This window comes from Acinetobacter sp. YH12023 (assembly GCF_013420135.1).
GTDB classification, from domain to species: domain Bacteria; phylum Pseudomonadota; class Gammaproteobacteria; order Pseudomonadales; family Moraxellaceae; genus Acinetobacter; species Acinetobacter amyesii.
In genome coordinates, this window is record NZ_VOYU01000012.1 from 1 (window position 1) to 22341 (window position 22341).

A 22341-nucleotide genomic window follows, 5' to 3' on the forward strand; every position below is an offset into this window, starting at 1 on the left:
AACCAGTAATTTAAATTATTTTTAAACTTAAAAAATAAAACCCAACTTAATCAATTCAACCAAGTCATTGTTTTATCAGAAGTTTTAATCTTCATCACCGCCGATGGATGTGCATTCTACAGCATTTTAGGACCGTTGCAACACCTTTTTTATGATTTATTTTACGCATGTCGTTTTTTTAAACACATAAACATTCTTTTGTATTATTATTGGGCTATATACGCCCTATTTCATATAATAAAACGTATATACACCCAATTTTCATTCCATTTAATTTAAGACATTTTTGATTTCGTATGGTTGTTTTTAAAAAAACTGCCTATTTAATAATGGCGTGCTCCATTTCACCCTTATTATATGCAGCTCCCACAGCAAATATTTTCACAACCACTTTCTCTATTTTGAGTTATGCCAAGTGGGAAACCACTTCACCCAAATTTTGTGTGATTAATAATTCAAGTTTAGTCAATGATTTTAAAAAACTTGCGCCAACCCACAGCACTTATAAAATTACAGCTATCAATGTAAATGACATCAAATCTAGTCATTGCCAAGTTTTATTTTTTTCCAATCTATCAGCAAAAGAAGAACAAAGTATTTTAAACAACCATGTTAATTTCCCCGCCCTCTCTCTAAGTAGTAACAATAGTGAGTGTGAGTCTGGCAGTGCATTTTGTTTGTATAAAAAAAATCAGAGTTATTCGTTTAAAATTAATATGGAAAGCTTAACGCAGTCACAAATACATATTGATCCACGCGTTTTATTACTGGCGAAGTCATCGGAGTCAGCTGAATGAAACAACTCTATAACCCAATTACATTACACCAATTATTTACGCGTTCGCAGCTCACCATCTTTGCTTTAACATTTACGATTTGTTCTGCGATTTTTTTGGTGATTTCCACCTATACAATGCATACCTATGCAAAAAACAGCTTAACGATTTTATCAAATGCGATTAACGAACGTGTTCAACCGGCTGTGGTGTTTAATGACCAAACAACTATGCGTCAAATTTTAAATGAATACACTCAACTGTATCCCATTCGATCGATAGAAATTACCAACCTTCAAAATGCGTCGCTTGCTCATGCTGAGCAACAAGAAATTTCAACATTTTCTAGCCAAGCGATTTTAGATTATTTCTTTTTTAGCCAACCGATTCGTTTAGATATTCATCATGATCAGAAAAGTTACGGCGAACTGGTCGTATATGGAAACTCGTCAGATTTAGTTAGTTTCTTCCATAAAATTTTATTGGGTTTATTTTTAGGTTTTATTCTTTTATTAGCTACTGTGTTTTGGTCGGTAAATTCTGTTTATCAATACTTAATGCAATCTGTTCGCTCTATTGTTGAATCAGCCCAAACCATTAGCATTAAGAAAGATTATAAAATGCGGGTTTCAAACTCTGATATTCAAGAATTACACGCACTCAGTACCGCCTTTAATGGTTTACTTAGTGAAATTGAACAGTCAAATAAAAACTTGATTTCAGAAAATGACAAGCTAATTCATCTAGCACGTCATGATGCATTAACCCAATTGCCAAATCGTAATTATTTTTATGAAAAGCTGTTTGAGCTATTTGACTTACAAGCGAACGCTGCTGTGTTCTTTGTCGATATTGAAAACTTTAAACATGTGAATGACCAATATGGACACTTAGCTGGAGATGCAGTACTGCGTGCCTCATCACATTGTTTAAAACAAGCACTTCCAGATGATGCTTTCGTTGCGCGACTCGGTGGTGATGAATTTGCAATTATTATCAATCGCTTAAACTTCCTGACAGAACTCGAAGTCTTTTGTCACAAAATACATGACTGCTATGGTTCCACATTTGTTTATGAGCAACATAATATTGCATTACAAGCTAATATTGGTGTGGCACTGATCCAAAATGCAAAATCGCCAGAAGATTTGATCGCAGATGCGGATCGCGCCATGTATGATGCTAAACTTTCTAATAATCATTGGTGCATTGCACTTCAACGCCCCAACTCATAGGATTTGCTATGTTAAAGAACGCATTTAAAGTTTTATTTATACTTGCATTCACGACCACTATGACAGCCTGCATGAGTTTAGGTAACTTAAGCTACAAACAAGCACGCATGCTTAAAAAAGAAGGTTTTGTCTTGACCAATGATGGTTGGACACTTGCCCTACCAGAACGACTTTTATTTGGTTTTGATGATTATCAAATACAACCTCACCAAGAAGGCAAACTAAATACCCTCGCCACTCAACTGATTAAATATGACCTAAACAAAATTAAGTTTATTGGTCATACAGATAATGTTGGACAAGCCAATTACAACCAACAACTGTCAGAAAAACGTGCGCAAAGCGTCGCAAACGTCTTTTTAAAGCAAGGTTATAACAGTTCAAATATTCAAATTATTGGCCGTGGTGCTGAACAGCCGATGGTCTCTAATGACACTGAAACCAATCGTGCCATCAACCGTCGCGTAAATGTCACCATCATTCCCTAAATAGTGAAATATAAAAAAGCCACCATAAGGTGGCTTTTTTATTGTGTTTATAAATTTTAGGCATAAAAAAACCGCTGTATGCGGTATCTTTTATCGACCGTTTTCTTTGAGAAAATGGTCGGAGCAGTAGGATTCGAACCTACGACCCCCTGGTCCCAAACCAGGTGCACTACCAGGCTGTGCTATGCTCCGCTTTCAACTTTAAAAGTTGGGGTGAATGATGGGATTCGAACCCACGACAACCGGAATCACAATCCGGGGCTCTACCAACTGAGCTACATCCACCATCATGTTCTTGCTTGTGAATAACCAATATAACGCATTTTAAATTACAGGCATAAAAAAACCGCTGTATGCGGTATCTTTTATCGACCGTTTTCTTTGAGAAAATGGTCGGAGCAGTAGGATTCGAACCTACGACCCCCTGGTCCCAAACCAGGTGCACTACCAGGCTGTGCTATGCTCCGAATTGGGGTGAATGATGGGATTCGAACCCACGACAACCGGAATCACAATCCGGGGCTCTACCAACTGAGCTACATCCACCATCACAACAAGTTTCAGATTCTATTATCAGAACACCATTAAAATGGCGCGCCTGACAGGATTCGAACCTGTGACCATCCGCTTAGAAGGCGGATGCTCTATCCAACTGAGCTACAGGCGCATTACCGATGACATAGACTATCACGCGATTTTTGCCTTGAGAAATTGGTCGGAGCAGTAGGATTCGAACCTACGACCCCCTGGTCCCAAACCAGGTGCACTACCAGGCTGTGCTATGCTCCGTTTCATCTCAGCTTTCGCTGTATCGCATATCGTGCGGTACGGTGTGCATTCTAGGCGTGACGTTGATTAACGTCAACACCTATCTTCAAAAAAACATAAAAAATCATTTCAAGCGATTATTTATCAAGCACTTTAATCATTTTTCAAGCAAAAATTAACGTTTTAAACTGGCACTGAAATTCAACATCCGATCTAAAGGCAATTTAGCACGCTCAGCCAATGCCGCATCTACAAAAATTTCCTGATCGCCTTTTTGTAAAACTTCCAGAATGCCATCCAATTCATTCATCGCCATCCAAGGGCAATGCGCACATGAACGACAAGTCGCTCCCTCACCTGCCGTCGGTGCTTCGATGAGAATTTTATTCGGCACAGCTTGCTGCATTTTATAAAAAATACCGCGATCTGTTGCCACGATTAAACGTTCGTGTGGCAAGGTTTGTGCAGCCTTGATCAATTGCGAGGTGCTACCGACGGCATCTGCAATATCCACCACAGATTCTGGTGACTCTGGATGTACCAAAACTGCTGCATCAGGATACAGCGCTTTCATATTGGCAATCCCACGTGCACGGAACTCTTCATGGACAATACATGCCCCATCCCATAGCAACATGTCTGCACCAGTTTTCTTTTGAATATAGCGACCGAGATGCTGATCGGGTGCCCAAATAATTTTTTCACCTAAACTATCTAAATGCTCAACAATTTCAACAGCACAGCTCGAGGTTACCACCCAGTCTGCACGTGCTTTCACTGCCGCCGAGGTATTGGCATATACCACAACCGTATGATCCGGATGTTCATCGCAAAATTTGGTAAATTCATCGACCGGACAGCCCAAATCAAGTGAGCATGTTGCCTCCAGAGTAGGCATCAGTACGGTTTTTTCAGGAGATAAAATCTTTGAGGTCTCCCCCATGAATTTCACCCCTGCAACCACCAACGTCGTTGCTTGATGGTCACGACCAAAACGTGCCATTTCAAGTGAATCCGAAACGCATCCACCGGTCAGTTCTGCTAGTTCCTGCACTTCAGGATCACAGTAATAGTGTGCAACAAGGACAGCGTTACGTTTTTTGAGTTCCGCTTTAATTAATTCAAACTTTTCAAGCTTTGCAGCTTCCGTTAAGTGATGCTCTTTAACATCACCCAAACGATCCAAATGCGCTTGTACAATTGATTTTGCTTCATTTGCAATTAAGTTGTTTGCATTATTCATCACAACGTCTTCTCTACCCTTAATGCCTGCTACTACACAGGTGCTTCACAACTGACCCATAAATATGGCACTTGGCTATTTTTTACCGGTCATTAAAAAGTTCCACTTATAAAAAAGCCTCACAACGGAGGCTTTTCAAAAACACCAAATATTTTATGAACGGTAATCTGCGTTAATCTTGACATAATCATACGACAGGTCACAGGTATACACAGTATCTCGAGCACTGCCACGTCCTAAATCTACACAGATCGTGATCTCAGATTTCTCCATCTCTGCAGCCCCTGCTGCTTCGGTATAATCTGCTGCGGCACCACCGTCTTTACAGATTTGAACATCACCTAACCAGACCTGAATTTTTTCAACATCTAAGTTTGGCACACCTGCATAACCAATAGCTGCCAAAATACGGCCCCAGTTTGGATCTGATGCGAAGATTGCAGTTTTAACCAACGGTGAATGTGCAATGCTATAAGCAATATCACAACATTCTTGAGTATCTGCGCCGCCTTCTACTGCCACAGTAATAAACTTCGTCGCACCTTCACCATCACGGACAATGAGCTGTGCAAGACGTTTCATCACACGTGTTAACACGTCTAAAACAGCAGCATAACGTGAATCTGTTTCTGAAGTAATTTCTACGCCACCAGCTTGACCCGTTGCAATCAAAATACATGAGTCATTCGTTGAGGTATCACCATCCACCGTAATACGGTTAAACGACAGGTTAACTGTGGTTTTCAAAAGCTGTTGCACCAGCTCACGGCTAATGGGTGCATCAGTTGCCACATAGCTCAACATGGTCGCCATATTTGGACGAATCATGCCTGCGCCTTTAGAAATACCTGTCATAGTATACAGAACGCCATCTAGTTCGAACTGTTCAGATGCACCTTTAGGTGTTGTATCAGTGGTCATAATGCCCGTTGCCGCATCCAACCATGCATCTTCCTGCAAACTATCTAATGCTGGTTGCAAGCCTTGAACCAAACGATCAATAGGTAATTGCTCACCAATTACACCTGTTGAAAATGGAAGAACTTCTGTATTTTGAACACCTGTCAGTTCTGCCAGTTTCGCACACGTCGCCTCAGCATTTGCCATGCCGATTTTGCCAGTACCGGCATTGGCATTTCCGGTGTTAATCACTAAATAACGTGGATTACCTGCTAATAAGTGGGCTTTCGAAATATGGACCGGTGCTGCACAAAATGCATTTTGAGTAAAAACGCCTGCGACATTAGAACCTTCAGCAAATTCAAAAATGACAAGGTCACGTCGGTTCTGATAGCGCACATACGCTTCAGCCGAACCGATTTTTACACCTTTCACCACATGCATCTGTGGCATAGATACGTCACCAACTGCCATTTTTCAACGTCCAACTATATGAGTTATAAAAAATACAGCTTAGTGCAAAATCTATAAAAAATCGAGCAGAAGCACGGTTTTGCTGTAATTTTATTGTGCATTTCTTTTGCACATAAAAAAACCAGCCTTTCGACTGGTCTTTATCGCTGTTCGCCGTAAATTAGTTACGCGCAAGCTGAGTTGCTTCATCAAGAAGCACTTGTTTCGCTTTTTGTTGACTCGCAGCTGAAAGTGCTGGGTTTTCAGCCACAATACGGTCAGCATTCGCCGCATTGGCTGCTGCAATTTTCGCAGTTTGCAATACGATCGGACGATTTGGATTGGCAAAGGTATAACGAATACCCGTACGCGGGCTTGCTACAGTCACTTGACCGTCAGTACCAACCTGTACTTGAGTTGTTGTTGGACCAACTGCTTGTTGAACTTTCTCTAAAGAAGTCGTCTGAGGAGCGTTTGCAAAGGCAAAAGTTGGCAAAGCCAAAGCAGCAATCATGAACGGTTTTAGTACTTTTTTCATTGTCTTTTCCGTCTTACGGTTATTGATAGAAACTAAATAACATTTAATCTGCTGAACTGCAAATACTATTCAGGTCAGATCAACAGTACAAATAAAAAATCAGAGCCTTCGTGCTCTGATTTTTTTGAAATTAAACAATGTCGTTTAGATTTTACCGTGACATTGTTTATATTTCAGACCTGAACCACATGGGCACGGTGAGTTACGGCTTTCTGGCGGAACAATCACTTGCTCTGCAGGGGTATACTGCGCATCGATAATGTCGTCACCATTAGCTTCAGCCAATAAATTATCAAAGTCATTGTGTGACAATTGAAGATTCATTGATTCTGCTCGAGCCTGTTTTTGAGCTTCCATTTCTGCAAGTTCTTCGGCTGTTGGCACATGAATACGAGATAGATCTGTCACGACATCGGACTTAATCACGGCAAGCATGTTTACAAATAAGTTAAAGGCTTCTTTTTTGTATTCTTGCTCAGGATTTTTCTGCGCATAACCACGTAAATGAATCCCTTGACGTAAGTAATCCATCGCTGCCAAATGCTCTTTCCAATGGCGGTCCAATGAATTCAACATAAAGTGACGTTCTAGCATTGCAGCCGTTTCGTCACCCATTTGTGTACGACGTGAACGGTAATGCTGAAGAACTTCATCAGTAATACGTTCAACCAAAGCTTCTTCATCTAAACGACGATCTTGCTCTAGCCACTGCGAAATTGGCAATTCAATCGATAGATCTTCACGAAGTGCTTTTTCAAGACCTTCAATATCCCACTGATCGTGAATAGACTCAGGTGGAATATATACTTCGATCATGCCTTTAGTCACATCGTGAATCATTGTTTCGATGTAATCTTGCAATGATGCTTCTTCAAGAATTTCATCACGTTGAGAGTAAATAATCTTACGTTGCTCGTTGTTTACGTCATCGTATTTCAATAGATTTTTACGAATATCGAAGTTACGTGCTTCAACTTTACGTTGTGCATTTTCAATCGAGCGTGACACCATTTTATGTTCAATGGCTTCATCTTCTTTCAGACCCATGGCACGCATCATCGCAACCACGCGATCACCAGCAAAGATACGCATCAAGTCATCTTCAAGCGACAAGTAGAACCGTGATACACCTGGGTCACCTTGACGACCCGCACGACCACGTAACTGGTTATCAATACGACGAGATTCATGACGTTCTGAACCAATGATGTGTAAACCACCAGAGTTCAACACCATGTCATGATTTTGTTCCCACTCAGCTTTTAAACGCGCTTCATCTGCTGCCGTTGGTTCTTCAATCTTCGCCAATAAGGCTTTCCAGTTACCACCCAACAGAATATCGGTACCACGACCGGCCATGTTGGTAGCAATCGTCACTGCACGCGGTGAACCCGCTTGCGCAATAATATCCGCTTCACGCTCATGTTGTTTCGCATTGAGCACTTCATGTTGAATGCCAGCTTCTTTCAGCTTATCTGATAAAATTTCAGAGGCTTCAATGGTTGCTGTACCAATCAGGATCGGTGCAACACCCGCTTCATGAACACGTTGAATTTCTTGAATGATGGCGTTGTATTTACCTTCACGGTTTAAATAGATTAAATCGTTTTGGTCATTACGAATCATCGGGCGATGGGTTGGAATCAGTACAACATCCAAGCCATAAATTTCTTTCATTTCTGCAGCTTCAGTATCTGCAGTACCCGTCATCCCTGATAATTTCTTATAAAGACGGAAATAGTTCTGGAATGTGGTGGTTGCCAAAGTTTGGTTTTCAGGTTGAATTTCCAAACCTTCTTTTGCTTCTACTGCTTGATGCAAACCTTCAGACCAACGACGACCCGGCATGGTACGACCGGTGTTTTCATCGACAATAATCACTTCACCATCATTGATGATGTAATGCACGTTGCGTTGGTATAGGTAATGCGCACGAATGGCCGCAGAAACATGGTGTACCAAGTTTAAGTTTGCAGATGAATATAGACTTTCACCTTCAGCAAGCAAGCCCATTTGAATCAATTCAGCTTCCACGGTTTCATAACCGACTTCGGTCATTTCTACAGAACGCTGTTTTTCATCAATCCAGAAGTGACCACCATCTGGTACCTTCTCTTCTTTTTGTGCATGAAGTTTTGGTGGAATGCTGTTAATGGCAGCATACAACTGAGATGAGTCTTCTGATTGACCAGAAATGATCAACGGTGTACGCGCTTCATCAATCAGGATCGAATCGACCTCATCGATGATGGCATAGGTTAAGCTGCGCTGTTTTTTCTCAGCAGCAGAAAACACCATGTTGTCACGCAAGTAATCGAAACCGAATTCGTTGTTGGTACCGTAAGTAATGTCAGCACGATACGCTTGAGCTTTTTCAGTTGGGTCTTGCATTGAGTAAATAATCCCAATGCTTAAACCTAAAAATTCGAATAATGGACGGTTTAATTCAGCATCACGCTGTGCGAGATAGTCGTTCACCGTAATCACGTGAACACCTTCACCACTAATCGCATTGAGGTAACAAGCAAGCGTTCCCATGAGGGTTTTACCTTCACCGGTACGCATCTCTGCGATCTTACCTTCATGCAAAGTAATACCACCAATCAGCTGTACGTCATAATGACGCATGCCCATGACACGCTTCGCAGCTTCACGACAAACAGCAAACGCTTCAGGTAATAATTTATCAAGGCTGTCGCCTTTTTTATAACGTTCTTTGAATTCTTCAGTTTTTGCAGATAAGTCTGCATCGCTTAGAACAGATATCGTCGGCTCGAGCGCATTTATCTTCTCTACGATTTTACGCATGCGTTTGAGTTCGCGCTCATTTTTGGTACCGAAGATTCCTCCGATCAGACTTGCCAACATGAATAGACTCTCTAAATCTTGCTTGTCAAATGAATATATTTTCTTAGTCGTTATTATGGTGCTAGAAATTCGAAGTACAAGGGTTTTGCACAAAAATTCCCTTAAATATTCTGCGCTCGGGTTCTAGCCCTGGAGACTTAAGGCAAGCTAATGTAACAAATTTTCTGCAGACAACATAGTGACTCTGTCGTGAGATATTTCGCATTTATCCCCCAATAAAACTGTTTTATATGAAATATATTCATAAAGAAATGAAAAAACACTATTTTTAATCATAAAAAAAATCCTTCATATTTATTTTCAAGTTAAACAAATTTAATAAATACGGGGATATTCCATGACGATTCGTTTAGGTGATACTGCACCAGACTTTACTCAAGACTCAAGCGAAGGCAGCATTCATTTTTATGACTTTTTAGGTGACAGTTGGGGCATTTTATTTTCGCATCCTGCCGATTACACCCCAGTCTGCACCACAGAACTTGGATTTACCGCAAAACTAAAAGATGAATTTAGCAAACGTGGTGTCAAGGCCATTGCCCTGTCTGTTGATGATGTTGAGTCGCATCATGGTTGGATTAACGACATTAATAATACTCAAAATACCACGGTCAACTTCCCGATCATTGCAGACAAAGACCGTAAAGTATCCACCCTTTATGATTTCATTCACCCCAATGCCAGCGAAACATTAACTGTTCGCTCTTTGGTGATCATCGATCCACATAAAAAAGTCCGTTTAATCATTACTTATCCTGCATCTACAGGGCGTAACTTCCATGAAATTTTACGTGTCATTGACTCTTTGCAACTGACAGACAACCATAAAGTTGCAACACCGGCCAACTGGCAACAAGGTGAAGATGTGGTGATTGTGCCGTCATTAAAAGATGAAGAGGAAATCAAACAACGCTTTCCTCAAGGATATAACGCAGTTACGCCTTACCTTCGTTTAACGCCTCAACCTAAGTGAGGATAAAACGGAGCATTACGCTGTCCGAGCGCAAGATAAGAAGCTCTGCTGTGAGTGACCAAAGCGAAGGTGCAACTTTAACTATTTTTAAGCGCAGCACCTGACCCAACTCAGAATCATAACCATAGTTACTTATAGTTACTTATAGTTACTTATAGTTACTGATAGTTTTTCCCTCAGAACGAATTACGAGCCCGTTCTGGCATTCTCCAACCTGCTCATCTTCGGATGAGCTTTTTTTGATTACAAATTCCTCTCAGGGATTAGATTGGTTAAACATCACAATTCCGTTATAACTAAGAAAAACTTGAAAACAACAAACCGTGATTCATCAAATTCATCATTTACATTGTGGTAGTTTTTGTCCAACGTGTGCCCCTTTATTTGGACAGAAAGGCTTTCGCGCACATTTGGTCTGTCATTGCCTGCTCATTGAAACCGATAAAGGGCTCGTTTTAGTCGATACAGGACTGGGCTTACAAGATTATTTGCATCCACAAAATCGTTTAGGTCGGTTTATTTCACGCACAGCGCAGATCAAATTTAATCCGCAACTGAGTGCGATTCATCAAATTCAAAAATTAGGCTTTAAGGCTCAAGATGTTCAACACATTTTGTTGTCACACTTAGATTTTGATCATGCTGGCGGGATCTCTGATTTTCCGCAGGCGACTGTGCATGTCTTAGCCAGTGAATATAATGCCACTCAAAACCTTCATAGCTTAAAATCACGACTGCGCTATCGACCACAGCAATTCCAACTGCATCGTTATTGGAATTTTATCGAAAGCATCGGGACGCAAGCATGGTTTAATTTAGAGCACACTACGGGACTATCTATTTTTCAAGAGGATATTTTAATGCTCCCACTTTTGGGACATACCGCGGGTCATGCCGGTATTGCGATTAAGAACAAGCATCGCTGGTTGTTATATTGTGGCGATGCTTATTACTCACAGCATCAATTAAATCCAAATTTTCATTCGCGGGCCTTAAATCAGCTTGAGCGTTTATTTGCCACCGACAATTCACAGCGTCTGCATTCCCTTCATAAAATTCAGCAGTTAGCACAGCATCCGGACATCGAACTCATCTGCGCACACGACCCATTCGAACTCGCTCGTTATCAGAACACAAGCTATGACCGCTAAAATCCTGCCAATGATCCTCCTCAGTGTTAGCTTCATCTTCACGGGTTGCATGACATCAAATCCATTACCGTTAAATCAACGTCCTCAGCATTGGGGCAAAGTCGTTCATCAACAGCATAATTTTTATCAAATCAGCCCAACAGTATTTCGCAGTGAGCAACCTGATGCAGATCTCGCCCCTGTTCTACGAGAACAGCAAATCGATGTGATCATAAATTTACGTTCACGGCACCATGACCCAGAATGCTTAAACAATGTCATTGATACGCAAAAGGTTAAATTTGTACATATTCCGATACACACGTGGCAAATCAATCGTGAAGATTTACTGGCAGTGATGAAAACCATAAAAGAAGCTGAACAACAGCAGCAAAAAGTGTTAATCCATTGCTACCACGGCTCAGACCGTACAGGCGTGAGTGTGGCCATGTACCGTATTATTTTTCAGCATTGGTCCATTGAGGAAGCAAAACGTGAAATGAAACAAGGTGGCTATGGCTTCCACCCTATTTGGAAAAATATTGACCGTTTATTCAGCCCTGAAAATGTAAAATGGATTCAGCAGCAACTACTGAATCCATCTTATTAAAGGTCATTCCTCAAATAAACTTAGCGTTTATCGAGTGGTACCCAATCAATCACCCACGCAGATTTCATATTCAAACTTGCATCTGAATTGATCTTTTTACGTGTTGCGTCCGCAGCATCACGGTCCTTCGAAGGACCGACCATAATACGAATGCCTTTAGATGTAGGACTCTTTGTCACTTTATAGCCTTTTGCACGTAATTTTGCAGCGACGGCATCTGCATTGGCTTCATTGGCAGCCAGTGCAACTTGTACCATCCATTGCTTATCGCCATTTTCCAACAAATCACGTGCTTTTTCAGCTTCAGCTTTTTTCTTGGCTTCGGCTTTACGCTTTTCTTCTGCCTTGTGTTTTTCTTCGGCTTTACGCTTTTCTTCAGCTTGTTGCTTCGCTTCGGCTGCTTTCTTATCTGCTGCTTTTTTCTCAGCTTCAGCATGTGCTTTACGTTCAGCTTCTTTTTGAGCATCCGCTTTACGTTTTGCTTCGGCTTTTTGTTTATCTGCTGCGATACGTGCCTGATCAGCCTTTTGCTGCGCCGACTGAGTCTCTAACTTTTTTTGAGCCGCCAACTTATCCTCAGCTAAACGCTTTTGTTTAGCTTTTTCATCTTCAACCAATTCGGGAGGAATATTATCCGAACTTTGTTGAGCTGAACGATGTGCGTTTAAAGCCGCATATTCTTCTGCTGCTTTACGTGCTGCATCCGCTTCCGCTTGTTGTTGCATCGCTAAAAATTCTGCTGCACGTGCTTCTTGCTCCGCAACCGATTTTTCACGGGTACGTCGTTGTTCTTCGAGCAAACGCTTTTCAGTTTCAACATCAACAGTCAATGATGACATTTTACCCGCACCCTGACCTTGTTGCTCAACTTGAGCCATTTCAGGGGTTTGGCTTTGATTTTGATGTATTTCTTCTTTGCCTTTAAGTAAAAGTGCGGCCAGCAGTACACCACCACCTAATAAAACAACACCACCCATCCAGCGTTGTTTGTTATTCATTGACATTCTTCCAGATACTCCCATACCGCTTCTAAGGTATGAAATGAACCACATACCAGAATCAGCTGATTATTCTTTGTTTCTTCCAGCGCGGACTTAAAAGCTAATTGCACATTGTCATAATGTTCTACGACTTGATGCTGCAGTGCGCTATCCAATTGTGTGATAGATGCCGCACGTGGCACATTTAATTGTGCAATTTTCCACATTCTTACCGTATCTTTCAATAAGTTAACGACAGAATTTATGTCTTTATCAGTCAGCATGGAGAAAACGCTGATCACTTCTGTGTATTGTTTATTGTACTGGAGGAAATTTCGCAATTGCTTTAACAAAAATTCAACACCATGCGGGTTATGTCCCGCATCGAAAATCACCGTTTTTCCTGCAATTTCTCTAACTTCAAAACGACCTTGTAACTTGGCATTGATAATCCCCTGAGCGATCGACTGCTGAGAGACCACCAAACCACTGGCCAATATTGCTGCTACAGCCGTAGAGATATTTTCGAGTGCCAAAGAACCCACGGGGAGTTTTAAGGTTGAACCTGATGAGGCAAACATCCAAGATTGTCCGTCATCACTGTACTGATAAAAATAATCACGATTGAGTACATGTAAAGCGGCTTGGCAATCTTCTGCTTTTTGACGAATGGCTTCAGGCAAAACTTGCTGCCCACCAAAAATTACGGGAATATTTGGACGAATAATTCCTGCTTTCTCAAAAGCAATTTTTTCAATGGTATCGCCCAACCAATCGGTATGGTCTAAACCAATATTGGTAATCACTGCAACATCTGGATCGACGACATTGACCACATCAAGTCGGCCGCCAAGGCCCACTTCAAGTACCCATACATCGCAATGCTGCTGTTTAAAAATAACAAAAGCGGCCAAAGTGGTCGCTTCAAAAAAAGATAAACTTAATTCACATTCACGACGCGCCTGATCAACGGCCACAAAAGCATCAATCAGGGTTTGGTCGGCCACTTCAACACCTTGAAGCTTTACACGTTCATTGAATCGATAGATATGCGGTGATTGGTATAAACCCACATTATAACCTTGCGCATTTAAAATGGCAGCCAATGTCGTTGTGGTTGAGCCTTTCCCATTGGTTCCAGCAACCGTCAGAACTTTGGCATCAGGCTGAGTTACGCCCAATCGATCTGCAACAGGAATTACCCGCTCCAGTCCTAAATCAATACCCGTAACATGAACATGGCTCCAATAATCGAGCCATGTGTTTAAAGAATCAGTTGCAAGTGGTGCTGTGTTCAAGGCAAGTTCATCAATTTCGCTACAATACGATAAACTGTATCACGTAATGCATGACGATGAACAATTTGATCGACTACACCATGATCAAGCAAATATTCCGCACGTTGGAACGGTTCTTCCAATTTTTCACGTACAGTTTGCTCAATTACACGCTTACCAGCAAAACCAATCATGGCTTTCGGCTCAGCCAAATGAACATCACCGAGCATTGCCAATGATGCAGTCACACCACCATAGACTGGATGTGTCAGCACCACTAGATAAGGCAAGCCTGCATCTTTCATTTTTTGGATGGCAGCAGAAGTACGCGCCATTTGCATTAAAGACAACATGCCTTCTTGCATACGCGCACCACCAGAGGCAGCAAAGCAAATAAGTGGTTGTTTGGATTTAATCGCAAGTTCAGCTGCTTGAACAAAACGGTCACCGACAACAGTACCCATTGAACCGCCCATGAAATCAAATTCAAATGCGGTTGCAATCATTGGAATGCCTTTCAGCGTTCCTTGCATCACCACTAAAGCTTCTGTTTCACCGGTTTTCTTCTGCGCTTCAGACATACGGTCTGGATACGCTTTGCTATCTACAAATTTAAGTGGATCTTTGGCTTTAAATTCTTGACCCAATTCTTTTTGTACTTGGTCAAAGAACCAGTTCAAACGATCACGTGCTTTCATTCGCAAGTGTTCATCACACTGTGGACAAACGTAGGCATTAAATGACATCGCAGTACGAGTCACAAGTGCATGACACTCAGGACATTCAATCGTCGGCTCAGTAAATGTCGCCTTTAATGCTTGCTGTTCATCAGGTACATGAATACCTGGTACCGCACGCTCTGTCCATGGCGTAGATGCGCTCAGAATTTTGCCTGTTTTTGCGTCTTGACTCATACTAACTCATCGAGCGCAGCTCGAAGCTCCTTCACTTTATTCACTGTTTCGATTACAGCTTGTTCTGGCGCTAAGTTTGCAAATTGTTTAACAAAAGCACTACCTACAATCACCGCATCTGCAGCAACACCCATGGCTTTCGCCGATGCTGCATCACTAATACCAAAGCCAACGCCGACAGGTACCTGAGTATACGATTTGATTTTTTGAATACGTGCCGCAGCTTCAGCAACGTCTAAAGTCGCTGCACCTGTCACACCTTTCAAAGAAACATAGTAGATAAATCCACTGGCTTGTTTCACCACATGCTGAATACGTTCATCAGTGGATGTTGGCGCAAGTAAGAAGATTTGATCCATGTCGTATTTTTTCAATACTGCATCTAGATCTTTTGCTTCTTCTGGTGGAAGGTCCACCAAGAGCACGCCATCTACACCGCATTCATGTGCATAGGCAACAAACTTTTCATAGCCGATTACTTCAACGGGGTTTAAATAGCCCATCAGTACCACGGGTGTTTCTGTATCGTTTTTACGAAACTCTTTCACCATGTTCAAGGCATCTAGAGTATTGGTTCCTGCAGCAAGCGCACGCTCAGCGGCAAGTGCAATAACAGGACCATCCGCCATTGGGTCTGAAAATGGAAGACCCAATTCGATCACATCTACACCTGCCTCAACCATTTGATGTAACAAAGGTACCGTTACTTGTGGATGAGGGTCACCAGCCATAACATAAGAAACCAAGGCCTTACGCTGTTGAGATTTAAGCGTTCCAAATCGAGTGGCTAAACGTGACATAGGGTTATACTTTCCTTGAATGAATCAAAACTATGATGTGGGTTTTGTCGAAATACAAGACATCGCATTGTAACGCTATTTTTTACCCATTGAACAGGGCATACAATCCTCTGTCAGCATTTCTCATGCAAACATAATTTTCCAGAACAACCCGAAAGCATCATTTACCGATATTTCAGTTTTTTTCACAATGATCAAAGATGCCTAATTTTAGGATCTGGCAAAATTATAAGGTTTTAGATTAACTTAATTTTATCATCAAAAAAATGTTAAAAATAACAGGCTTAGCATTTACATTTTAATTTTCCTTAAATTGCAAAACCTGCTTTATACTAGCCGCATACTTTTATTTTTTTATCTCCTATGTCCTCCGATTCACAAGTGAAAGTGCCTGCTCGGGCATTTGCACTGCTCCCGCTTATTGTTTTTCTGACCATTTTTTTGGGCAGTGGTATTTACCATTCCATCATTGGAACTGAGTTTGCGTTCTATCAAGTGAAAGCCCCAGTCGCTGCTCTTCCTGCAATTGTATTGGCAATTTTGCTCTATCGCGGCAAGATAAATGACGCGATTGATACATTTATGAAAGGTGCTAGCCACCCGAATTTGATCTTAATGTTCATGGTCTTTATGCTCGCTGGTGCTTTTGCCAGTGTCAGCAGTGCCATCGGTAGTGTTGATGCAACAGTGCAGTTAGGACTATCAGTGATTGCACCTGAGTTCGTGCTGCCTATGCTGTTTATTATTGCGGCCTTTATTGCCACAGCGATGGGAACCTCCATGGGCACTATTGCAGCCTGTGCACCAATTGCCTTTGGTTTTGCTCAAGTCACCGAAATTGAAGCGGTGTATGCCATTGGTGCTGTGGTCGGTGGTGCTATGTTTGGTGATAATCTGTCGATGATTTCAGATACCACCATTGCTGCAACGAACAGTCAAAAAGTTCAACTTCGCGATAAATTTAAGGTCAATGTCTGGATTGCTGTTCCTGCATCGATCGTTAGCATTTGTATCTATTTAATTATGAGTCAAGGTTCACAAGCGATTGAACACAAAGCTTATAATGCGTGGCTGATCTTGCCGTATTTAGCCGTATTTATTTTGGCCTTTTCACGTTTGCACGTGCTTGCTGTGCTGACTATTGGTGTCTTACTGTCTGGTTTGATTGGTTTGGTGATTCAACCTGAATTTAATTTTTTAAGCTTAAATAATTCTATTTATGACGGCTTTACCGGCATGTTTGAAGTTGCCCTGCTTTCTATTTTCTTGGGTGGTATTTCTGCCATTATGCAAAAAGAAGGCGGTTTAGAATGGCTGATTCAACGTATTTACAGCATGACACGCTGCTTTAAAGTTGGTGCTGAACGCGCAGGTGAAATTGGTATCAGTTTCTTGGTGATTTTCTCCAACCTATTTGTAGCAAACAACACTGTCGCAATTATTTTATCTGGTGACATGGCACGTGAAGTCGCGAAAGAATATGGTGTAGACCCTAAACGTGCTGCTGCACTTTTGGACATTTTCTCTTGCGTAGTCCAAGGTCTCATTCCTTATGGCGCACAGCTGTTACTGGCTTGTTCGATCGCAAAACTTTCGCCTGTGGAACTGATTGGTAGTGTGTATTACTGTTGGGTCTTGGCAATCTTTGCCATCCTTTCCATTTTACTGCGTTATCCAAAATTAAAAGCTGCGGCATAAGCTTGGCTTTAAAGAAAAGCGGTCGTTTGACCGCTTTTTTTAATGTTGTTTAAAAGGCTTTTCTTAACGAGCAATCTGCACGTTTTATTCTAATTTCAAGGCTTTTTTTCGCGCCAATAATGTCTCTCCGCTATATGCCTTAAAAGCACGTGCCAAAGCAGACTGATCTGAATAACCTAGCTGTAAAGCGATATCTGTCAAATTGGTTTGTTGTGAAAGTAAATATTCACAACGTTTCATCCGTTCAAGCTCCAAAAGCCGCTTAAAAGATGTGTCTTTCTCCTGTAGCTGTCGTTGCAGGGTTCTCACTGACAGATGTAACTCTTCTGCTAACCACTCTATTTTAGGGGCTTGCTGTTTTTGTTTGAGATGATCAGCGATGCATTGTTGCATTTGTAGAATTGGATCTGCATGTTGCGGACGAGCGGCGATCGCCTCTTCGGCCTGACGTAATAACAATTGCATCAGTGACGGATCAGCAAGTTCTGACTTTAAATCCAAACTATCTGCATGAATCACAAATGAATATTTAAGGGTCGAAAATTCCATTTGGCAACCATAAAACTTTTCATAGTGATAACGTGCCATCCGCGGCGCATGGGCAAAATGAATGCGGAGTAACTTTAAAGAATCTGGAAAAATTTGCTTGGCCAAATGTGCCATACAGGCCATGGTCAATTCATTGACCAACGCATACTCATCATCATGCTGAGGCCAAGACAGTATAATTTGATGATCTTGATGGCTCATATTCATCGGCACAATTTGCGCGCCATCAATCACCAAACGACTAAACCGCATCACATATTGCAAAGCATCTGCTACGCTATTACTCAGTGTCGCCATATAGCCTAACACCCCAAAATGCTCCGCACGAATATACTTGGCCATTTCAAAAACCAATTGCGGGCAATCCAGATGCTGCTGAGTCAGTTGCATGATGGTATTAAAAAAAGAATTCGGCGATTGAGAATCGATCGGCAAAGACAGCACATGCTGAATTTGCGCAGCATACGGCGCAATCCATTCGAGCTGTGTATAGTTTAATTCACGCTCAATTAAGACCATATTCCACAATTGGAAGTAACCATTTGGGATCTGAATTTCAGCCATCTCGCCCCTCTTTCTGACCTGCCAATTCTGACATTTTATATTTTCATCATGGCGTAAAATGTATAAAAATTGGCAATATCTGTCAAAACAAAGTGCAATTTCTCCGACATACTGCAATCAACACGACTCGCACAGAAAAAATATCATGAATGCTATCGTCAAATATCAAGTCGAACCCATTGTTCGCACAAAGCTAAATTTTAAGTTAGAAGAAATCCCGCGCTATTGGTTTGGCGGAGACCCCTTTTTAACACGTATGTTTGATGCCTTGAGCCTGACCTTTCCTGATGGCGAGCGCTATTTCATTGAATCTGTACGTCTGTTCCGCAATCAAATTCAAGACCCTGATTTACAGCAACGTGTCGCTGACTTTATTCGTCAAGAAGCACAGCACGGTATGGCGCATGACAAAATGAACATGTTAATGAAACAACAAGGCATGCCTGTCGATGCGTTCATTAAACGTCTAAATAAAATTTTTAAATTTGAACTGAGCAAGCGCTCACCTGAATACAACATTGCCATGACGGCTTCTGCCGAGCATTTGACTGCGCTGATGGCTGAAACGTTCTGTAGCCAAAAGTCCGTACTAGAATCTGCGCATCCTTATGTCCGTGCATTATTTATTTGGCATGCGATAGAAGAAATGGAACATCGCGATGTGGCTTTTGATGTGATGAAAGATGTGGCTAAGGTCGATGAAAATTTAAAGAAATTTACTTTGGTCTGGACCAGTGGATTGATGCTCGGCTTTACCTTATACCGTGCCAATGTGATGCTGAAACATGACGGGTTCAGCTTCACTGAACGTTTAAAATTAAATATGAAAGGCTTACCGTGGTTCTTTGGTAAAAATGGCACCCTCACCCGAATGAGCAAACCATATCGAGATTGGTTTAAAAAAGACTTCCATCCGAGTCAGCATCCCATTGTGCAAAATTATGATCTTTGGTTAAAAACTTATGAAGAAACCAATGATCCGATACAAGCAGCTGAAGTGTTTTGGCAAGCTGCAAAATAAAAATTGAATAAAAAAAGCCGCATCGATTGCGGCTTTTTATAGGCTTAGACTTACCATTTTGCATAGTGCTGCTCAAGTAAACCATATTCATTTAAGAATACAATTTCTTCGCCATCACGTTGAATTGTACCGCTAATTTTTGCCTGCCATTGACTGAACTGACTACCGACCAATCTTAAATTCAGGTTTTCATAGCGCCGCCAACCTGTGGTGACGATCAAATTTAAGCTGTTATCTAATGAACTAATATTCCATTGATTATCGCCTTGTTGCTGGAACAGCACATCAGACATGGCATATAGATGTCCATTGACCCACAGACAATTTTCATTACCAAAGCTTTCATTTACCCCAGAGGCAAGATTGATCCCAACGCGTCGATTTTGACTGTCCCAAAAGTTACACGACAGCCAGAACCATGCGGTTTCAGGACGAAGAAAACCACAGGTATCATCTAAAGACACCAATGTCCGGTCATGAAATTGAATGGTCTTGCCTTGCTTATTGATAAAGAAACCTTCACAGCCTAACGTCGTCAATTTTTGAGTATAGGTCCAACCATTAATCCCTGTGGGGCTACACATACTCAGCGGATCAGTCCCCGCACAAAACACTCGAGCGCTCAGTTTGAGTTCGCCATGTTTTGACATTTGAATGTATCGCACACCATTGGCATGCTGAATGTCCAGTTGAATCCCTGACTTAATAAAATGACTCTGATTAAATAAAGGTTGTTCATCTAAAACGGTATTGCGTGACAGGAAATTAATCGAATTCCATTCCAACACTTCATTCGAAATATGATCATACACATAGACAAAACCGTGCCCCGCCCACGCGATATCGGCGATCGCTAGACCAATCGTATAATGTTCATGCTGAATACAACAAAATTTAAATTTTTTATATTTTAAACGCTTACGCCAACCTTCAAGTCGTTTTCCATACGGTGTCTTATATTCATACTTACTTAAATCGATGCGATTGGGAAGTTCACTAAAACGCCCATAATGCGGCTGTCCATTCGGCCGTATTAAATCCATATACGCCATTCCATTGAGGTTTAAGGTCTAAATCCTGAATGTTATTATGCCTATTATTTAACGCCTGAAAAGACAATCCATCTGATTTCAGGCGAATATCACAAAAAAATATAAAAGCTGACATTTCAGCTCTTAATCATCACAAATGTTCATTTATTAAGATGTAATCATTTTTCCATGAATTTTGCTGGCTATGCGGGGTTTCAACCAATTCGATATAGCGCCCATAGACATGATCAATCGCAATACAATCATCAACATCTAGGGTTCGGTCGGTATGTTGTTTTTGCCAATGTGACTCAAAAAAAGCTTTGCCCCGTTGTTTTGCAACGCTGGCATTTTGTCCTGTCACCAAAACATAACGATGTAATTCACCAAATTCGCGAGCATCATATCCCCCGAGATTAATCAGCCATAATTTTTCATCTTCAGCTCGGGGCGCAGCATCACAAAATTGGATACGATAATGCCGATTTTCAGTGCTGACTGTATGTACCTGTGCCCAAGCATCAATATGTAAGCCTTTTTGCTCACCAAACCATGCCGTTCTCAGTTGTGGATAAACCTCTTCTAATGCGTTACCCACTGCAAGAATGACATCATGCACTTCAATATTTGCTCTTGGATGGCGTCCGCCGAGCATCACCATAAATAAACTGGACACAATCTTCCCCCTATTTTTGACTTCAACTGCCCACATAGGGCTGAAGCAATTTCAATAAAATCACGCCGCCTAGCGATAGTACTGCATTGTTAACGAAATGAATGAGTAAGACATGCCAAATGTTACGCGTCCACAAATAGATGAGGTTGAGAAATAGACCTGCCGCCATAAAACTAATGGTCGCAATCAAATCGCCATCAAAATTATGATAATGTATCAAGCCGAATAAGATTGAGTTCAGCAAGACCAAAATCACTCGCCACAGCCACGGCTGTACAAACAGCTTTTGCAGCAAGGTATAGCGGAAAATAATATCTTCAAGCAAAGCGGTAAATAATGGCCCAAGGCTGATGATCAGCAAGCTAAAAAACGCAATCGTATTAGGATCAATGGTCGATTCTTTTTCAATGCTCTCACCAACGGGCAACAGACTGCGTATAAAAGAAATCACTACTTGTAAGACGACTGCACCGACAACCACCAACAGGCTTGAACGCCAAAAGGCCTGTTTATACTTTTGCCAGTGCGTATACAGCATCGTTTTATAGAGCCAACACACGGCAATAAATAAAATACCGCGAAAGATCGAATCACCCAAAGCAACCTGAGCTGAAACACCAAAAAATTGGTCTAAGACATAACTGTTGAACAAGATCAGCGGAAGAATGCACAGCGCAAAAGTATCACGCCATTGCCAATAAATATGGGTTGGAAAGGATTCTGCACGAACCAATTGGGTAAACGTCATTGTTATAAAGTCTTTCTAAAGCAATAAAATTTACACAGTATTGTGATTTATTTCACACTTTTATTCTGCATCAGTTTTGTAGTGATTTGCCTTAATAAAAT

General features: G+C 41.4%; 20 protein-coding genes and 6 tRNA genes. 8 read left to right on the forward strand and 18 right to left on the reverse strand.

The window, feature by feature from the left end; genetic code table 11:
• The first annotated feature begins 296 nt into the window (after positions 1–296).
• The 3 genes from FTT92_RS12990 to FTT92_RS13000 are packed head-to-tail and all read left to right on the forward strand — an operon-like array spanning position 297 to position 2499.
• The gene (locus FTT92_RS12990) at positions 297–797 is read left to right on the forward strand and encodes a YfiR family protein (RefSeq protein ID WP_078194120.1); all 501 of its coding nucleotides are present in this window, start codon (positions 297–299) and stop codon (positions 795–797) included.
• Positions 794–2011 (forward strand): diguanylate cyclase domain-containing protein, encoded by a 1218-nt coding sequence (locus FTT92_RS12995; RefSeq protein WP_180172315.1) that lies wholly within the window; start codon positions 794–796, stop codon positions 2009–2011. The genes FTT92_RS12990 and FTT92_RS12995 overlap by 4 nt, the downstream gene beginning before the upstream one ends.
• Positions 2012–2019: 8 nt before the next feature.
• Positions 2020–2499, forward strand: a complete 480-nt coding sequence (locus tag FTT92_RS13000; protein WP_180172316.1) for an OmpA family protein — start codon at positions 2020–2022, stop codon at positions 2497–2499.
• A 115-nt stretch (positions 2500–2614) separates the two neighbouring features.
• Here FTT92_RS13000 and FTT92_RS13005 read toward each other — a convergent pair.
• From FTT92_RS13005 to secA, 10 genes are all read right to left on the reverse strand, one after another.
• Positions 2615–2691, reverse strand: a tRNA-Pro gene (locus tag FTT92_RS13005).
• A gap of 17 nt (positions 2692–2708) precedes the next feature.
• Positions 2709–2784, reverse strand: a tRNA-His gene (locus FTT92_RS13010).
• 105 nt (positions 2785–2889) lie between these two features.
• Positions 2890–2966, reverse strand: a tRNA-Pro gene (locus FTT92_RS13015).
• A gap of 3 nt (positions 2967–2969) precedes the next feature.
• Positions 2970–3045 (reverse strand) — tRNA-His (locus FTT92_RS13020).
• 44 nt (positions 3046–3089) lie between these two features.
• Positions 3090–3166: transfer RNA gene (locus tag FTT92_RS13025), tRNA-Arg, on the reverse strand.
• 45 nt (positions 3167–3211) lie between these two features.
• A tRNA-Pro gene (locus FTT92_RS13030) sits at positions 3212–3288 on the reverse strand.
• A 154-nt stretch (positions 3289–3442) separates the two neighbouring features.
• Positions 3443–4510: a quinolinate synthase NadA gene (nadA, locus tag FTT92_RS13035; RefSeq protein ID WP_180110886.1), complete on the reverse strand. Its 1068-nt coding sequence runs from the start codon at positions 4508–4510 to the stop codon at positions 3443–3445.
• Positions 4511–4663: 153 nt separating this feature from the next.
• Positions 4664–5884: a bifunctional glutamate N-acetyltransferase/amino-acid acetyltransferase ArgJ gene (argJ, locus tag FTT92_RS13040; protein ID WP_180172317.1), complete on the reverse strand. Its 1221-nt coding sequence runs from the start codon at positions 5882–5884 to the stop codon at positions 4664–4666.
• Between the two features lie 160 nt (positions 5885–6044).
• Positions 6045–6401 (reverse strand): hypothetical protein, encoded by a 357-nt coding sequence (locus tag FTT92_RS13045; protein WP_078194125.1) that lies wholly within the window; start codon positions 6399–6401, stop codon positions 6045–6047.
• Positions 6402–6545: 144 nt separating this feature from the next.
• Positions 6546–9269, reverse strand: coding sequence for a preprotein translocase subunit SecA (secA, locus tag FTT92_RS13050; RefSeq protein ID WP_180172318.1), 2724 nt, complete (start codon positions 9267–9269; stop codon positions 6546–6548).
• A gap of 337 nt (positions 9270–9606) precedes the next feature.
• Between secA and FTT92_RS13055 the strand changes: the two genes are divergently transcribed.
• From FTT92_RS13055 to FTT92_RS13065, 3 genes are all read left to right on the forward strand, one after another.
• Positions 9607–10242, forward strand: a complete 636-nt coding sequence (locus FTT92_RS13055; protein ID WP_180024520.1) for a peroxiredoxin — start codon at positions 9607–9609, stop codon at positions 10240–10242.
• A 323-nt stretch (positions 10243–10565) separates the two neighbouring features.
• Complete coding sequence (locus FTT92_RS13060; RefSeq protein WP_180172319.1) at positions 10566–11393, forward strand: MBL fold metallo-hydrolase; 828 nt, start codon at positions 10566–10568, stop codon at positions 11391–11393.
• Positions 11383–11982, forward strand: coding sequence for a dual specificity protein phosphatase family protein (locus FTT92_RS13065; RefSeq protein ID WP_180172320.1), 600 nt, complete (start codon positions 11383–11385; stop codon positions 11980–11982). Before FTT92_RS13060 ends, FTT92_RS13065 begins: the two co-directional genes overlap by 11 nt.
• A gap of 20 nt (positions 11983–12002) precedes the next feature.
• Here the strand turns inward: FTT92_RS13065 and FTT92_RS13070 are convergent, their stop codons facing one another.
• Genes FTT92_RS13070 through trpA form a run of 4 tightly spaced genes read right to left on the reverse strand, consistent with a single transcriptional unit; the run spans position 12003 to position 15953 of the window.
• Positions 12003–12980 carry an SPOR domain-containing protein gene (locus FTT92_RS13070; RefSeq protein ID WP_078191218.1) on the reverse strand — a complete coding sequence of 326 codons (978 nt, stop codon included), beginning with the start codon at positions 12978–12980 and terminating at the stop codon, positions 12003–12005.
• Complete coding sequence (gene folC / locus FTT92_RS13075; RefSeq protein WP_078194131.1) at positions 12977–14260, reverse strand: bifunctional tetrahydrofolate synthase/dihydrofolate synthase; 1284 nt, start codon at positions 14258–14260, stop codon at positions 12977–12979. Before folC ends, FTT92_RS13070 begins: the two co-directional genes overlap by 4 nt.
• A complete protein-coding gene (gene accD, locus FTT92_RS13080) occupies positions 14257–15153 on the reverse strand; it encodes an acetyl-CoA carboxylase, carboxyltransferase subunit beta (protein WP_111885388.1) in 897 nt (298 codons plus the stop codon). The genes folC and accD overlap by 4 nt, the downstream gene beginning before the upstream one ends.
• Entirely contained in the window at positions 15150–15953 is an 804-nt protein-coding gene (gene trpA / locus FTT92_RS13085; RefSeq protein ID WP_078191221.1) for a tryptophan synthase subunit alpha, read from the reverse strand. The genes accD and trpA overlap by 4 nt, the downstream gene beginning before the upstream one ends.
• 363 nt (positions 15954–16316) lie before the next feature.
• Between trpA and FTT92_RS13090 the strand changes: the two genes are divergently transcribed.
• Positions 16317–17651: a Na+/H+ antiporter NhaC family protein gene (locus FTT92_RS13090; protein ID WP_180172321.1), complete on the forward strand. Its 1335-nt coding sequence runs from the start codon at positions 16317–16319 to the stop codon at positions 17649–17651.
• Positions 17652–17735: 84 nt separating this feature from the next.
• Here the strand turns inward: FTT92_RS13090 and FTT92_RS13095 are convergent, their stop codons facing one another.
• Entirely contained in the window at positions 17736–18764 is a 1029-nt protein-coding gene (locus FTT92_RS13095; protein WP_180172322.1) for an AraC family transcriptional regulator, read from the reverse strand.
• 145 nt (positions 18765–18909) lie between these two features.
• Here FTT92_RS13095 and FTT92_RS13100 point away from each other — a divergent pair, with 145 nt between their 5' ends.
• The gene (locus FTT92_RS13100; protein WP_180172323.1) at positions 18910–19785 is read left to right on the forward strand and encodes a metal-dependent hydrolase; all 876 of its coding nucleotides are present in this window, start codon (positions 18910–18912) and stop codon (positions 19783–19785) included.
• A gap of 50 nt (positions 19786–19835) precedes the next feature.
• Here the strand turns inward: FTT92_RS13100 and FTT92_RS13105 are convergent, their stop codons facing one another.
• The 3 genes from FTT92_RS13105 to FTT92_RS13115 form a co-directional block, all read right to left on the reverse strand.
• Positions 19836–20828, reverse strand: coding sequence for a DUF2804 domain-containing protein (locus FTT92_RS13105; RefSeq protein WP_180147194.1), 993 nt, complete (start codon positions 20826–20828; stop codon positions 19836–19838).
• A 139-nt stretch (positions 20829–20967) separates the two neighbouring features.
• Positions 20968–21492 carry a DUF1543 domain-containing protein gene (locus FTT92_RS13110; RefSeq protein ID WP_180055840.1) on the reverse strand — a complete coding sequence of 175 codons (525 nt, stop codon included), beginning with the start codon at positions 21490–21492 and terminating at the stop codon, positions 20968–20970.
• A 22-nt stretch (positions 21493–21514) separates the two neighbouring features.
• On the reverse strand, positions 21515–22240 hold the full coding sequence (locus FTT92_RS13115) for a CPBP family intramembrane glutamic endopeptidase (protein ID WP_180172324.1): 726 nt from the start codon (positions 22238–22240) through the stop codon (positions 21515–21517).
• Positions 22241–22341 lie beyond the last annotated feature (101 nt).

Bases quoted from the DNA above. Each gene is read 5' to 3' on its own strand.
- argJ (WP_180172317.1), bottom strand. From the start codon at position 5,884: ATGGCAGTTGGTGACGTATCTATGCCACAGATGCATGTGGTGAAAGGT.
- FTT92_RS13115 (WP_180172324.1), bottom strand. From the start codon at position 22,240: ATGACGTTTACCCAATTGGTTCGTGCAGAATCCTTTCCAACCCATATT.
- FTT92_RS13095 (WP_180172322.1), bottom strand. From the start codon at position 18,764: ATGGCTGAAATTCAGATCCCAAATGGTTACTTCCAATTGTGGAATATG.
- FTT92_RS13055 (WP_180024520.1), top strand. From the start codon at position 9,607: ATGACGATTCGTTTAGGTGATACTGCACCAGACTTTACTCAAGACTCA.
- FTT92_RS13100 (WP_180172323.1), top strand. From the start codon at position 18,910: ATGAATGCTATCGTCAAATATCAAGTCGAACCCATTGTTCGCACAAAG.
- FTT92_RS13065 (WP_180172320.1), top strand. From the start codon at position 11,383: ATGACCGCTAAAATCCTGCCAATGATCCTCCTCAGTGTTAGCTTCATC.
- FTT92_RS13105 (WP_180147194.1), bottom strand. From the start codon at position 20,828: ATGGATTTAATACGGCCGAATGGACAGCCGCATTATGGGCGTTTTAGT.
- secA (WP_180172318.1), bottom strand. From the start codon at position 9,269: ATGTTGGCAAGTCTGATCGGAGGAATCTTCGGTACCAAAAATGAGCGC.
- FTT92_RS13070 (WP_078191218.1), bottom strand. From the start codon at position 12,980: ATGAATAACAAACAACGCTGGATGGGTGGTGTTGTTTTATTAGGTGGT.
- FTT92_RS13090 (WP_180172321.1), top strand. From the start codon at position 16,317: ATGTCCTCCGATTCACAAGTGAAAGTGCCTGCTCGGGCATTTGCACTG.
- nadA (WP_180110886.1), bottom strand. From the start codon at position 4,510: ATGAATAATGCAAACAACTTAATTGCAAATGAAGCAAAATCAATTGTA.
- accD (WP_111885388.1), bottom strand. From the start codon at position 15,153: ATGAGTCAAGACGCAAAAACAGGCAAAATTCTGAGCGCATCTACGCCA.
- FTT92_RS12990 (WP_078194120.1), top strand. From the start codon at position 297: ATGGTTGTTTTTAAAAAAACTGCCTATTTAATAATGGCGTGCTCCATT.
- FTT92_RS13000 (WP_180172316.1), top strand. From the start codon at position 2,020: ATGTTAAAGAACGCATTTAAAGTTTTATTTATACTTGCATTCACGACC.
- FTT92_RS13045 (WP_078194125.1), bottom strand. From the start codon at position 6,401: ATGAAAAAAGTACTAAAACCGTTCATGATTGCTGCTTTGGCTTTGCCA.
- trpA (WP_078191221.1), bottom strand. From the start codon at position 15,953: ATGTCACGTTTAGCCACTCGATTTGGAACGCTTAAATCTCAACAGCGT.
- FTT92_RS12995 (WP_180172315.1), top strand. From the start codon at position 794: ATGAAACAACTCTATAACCCAATTACATTACACCAATTATTTACGCGT.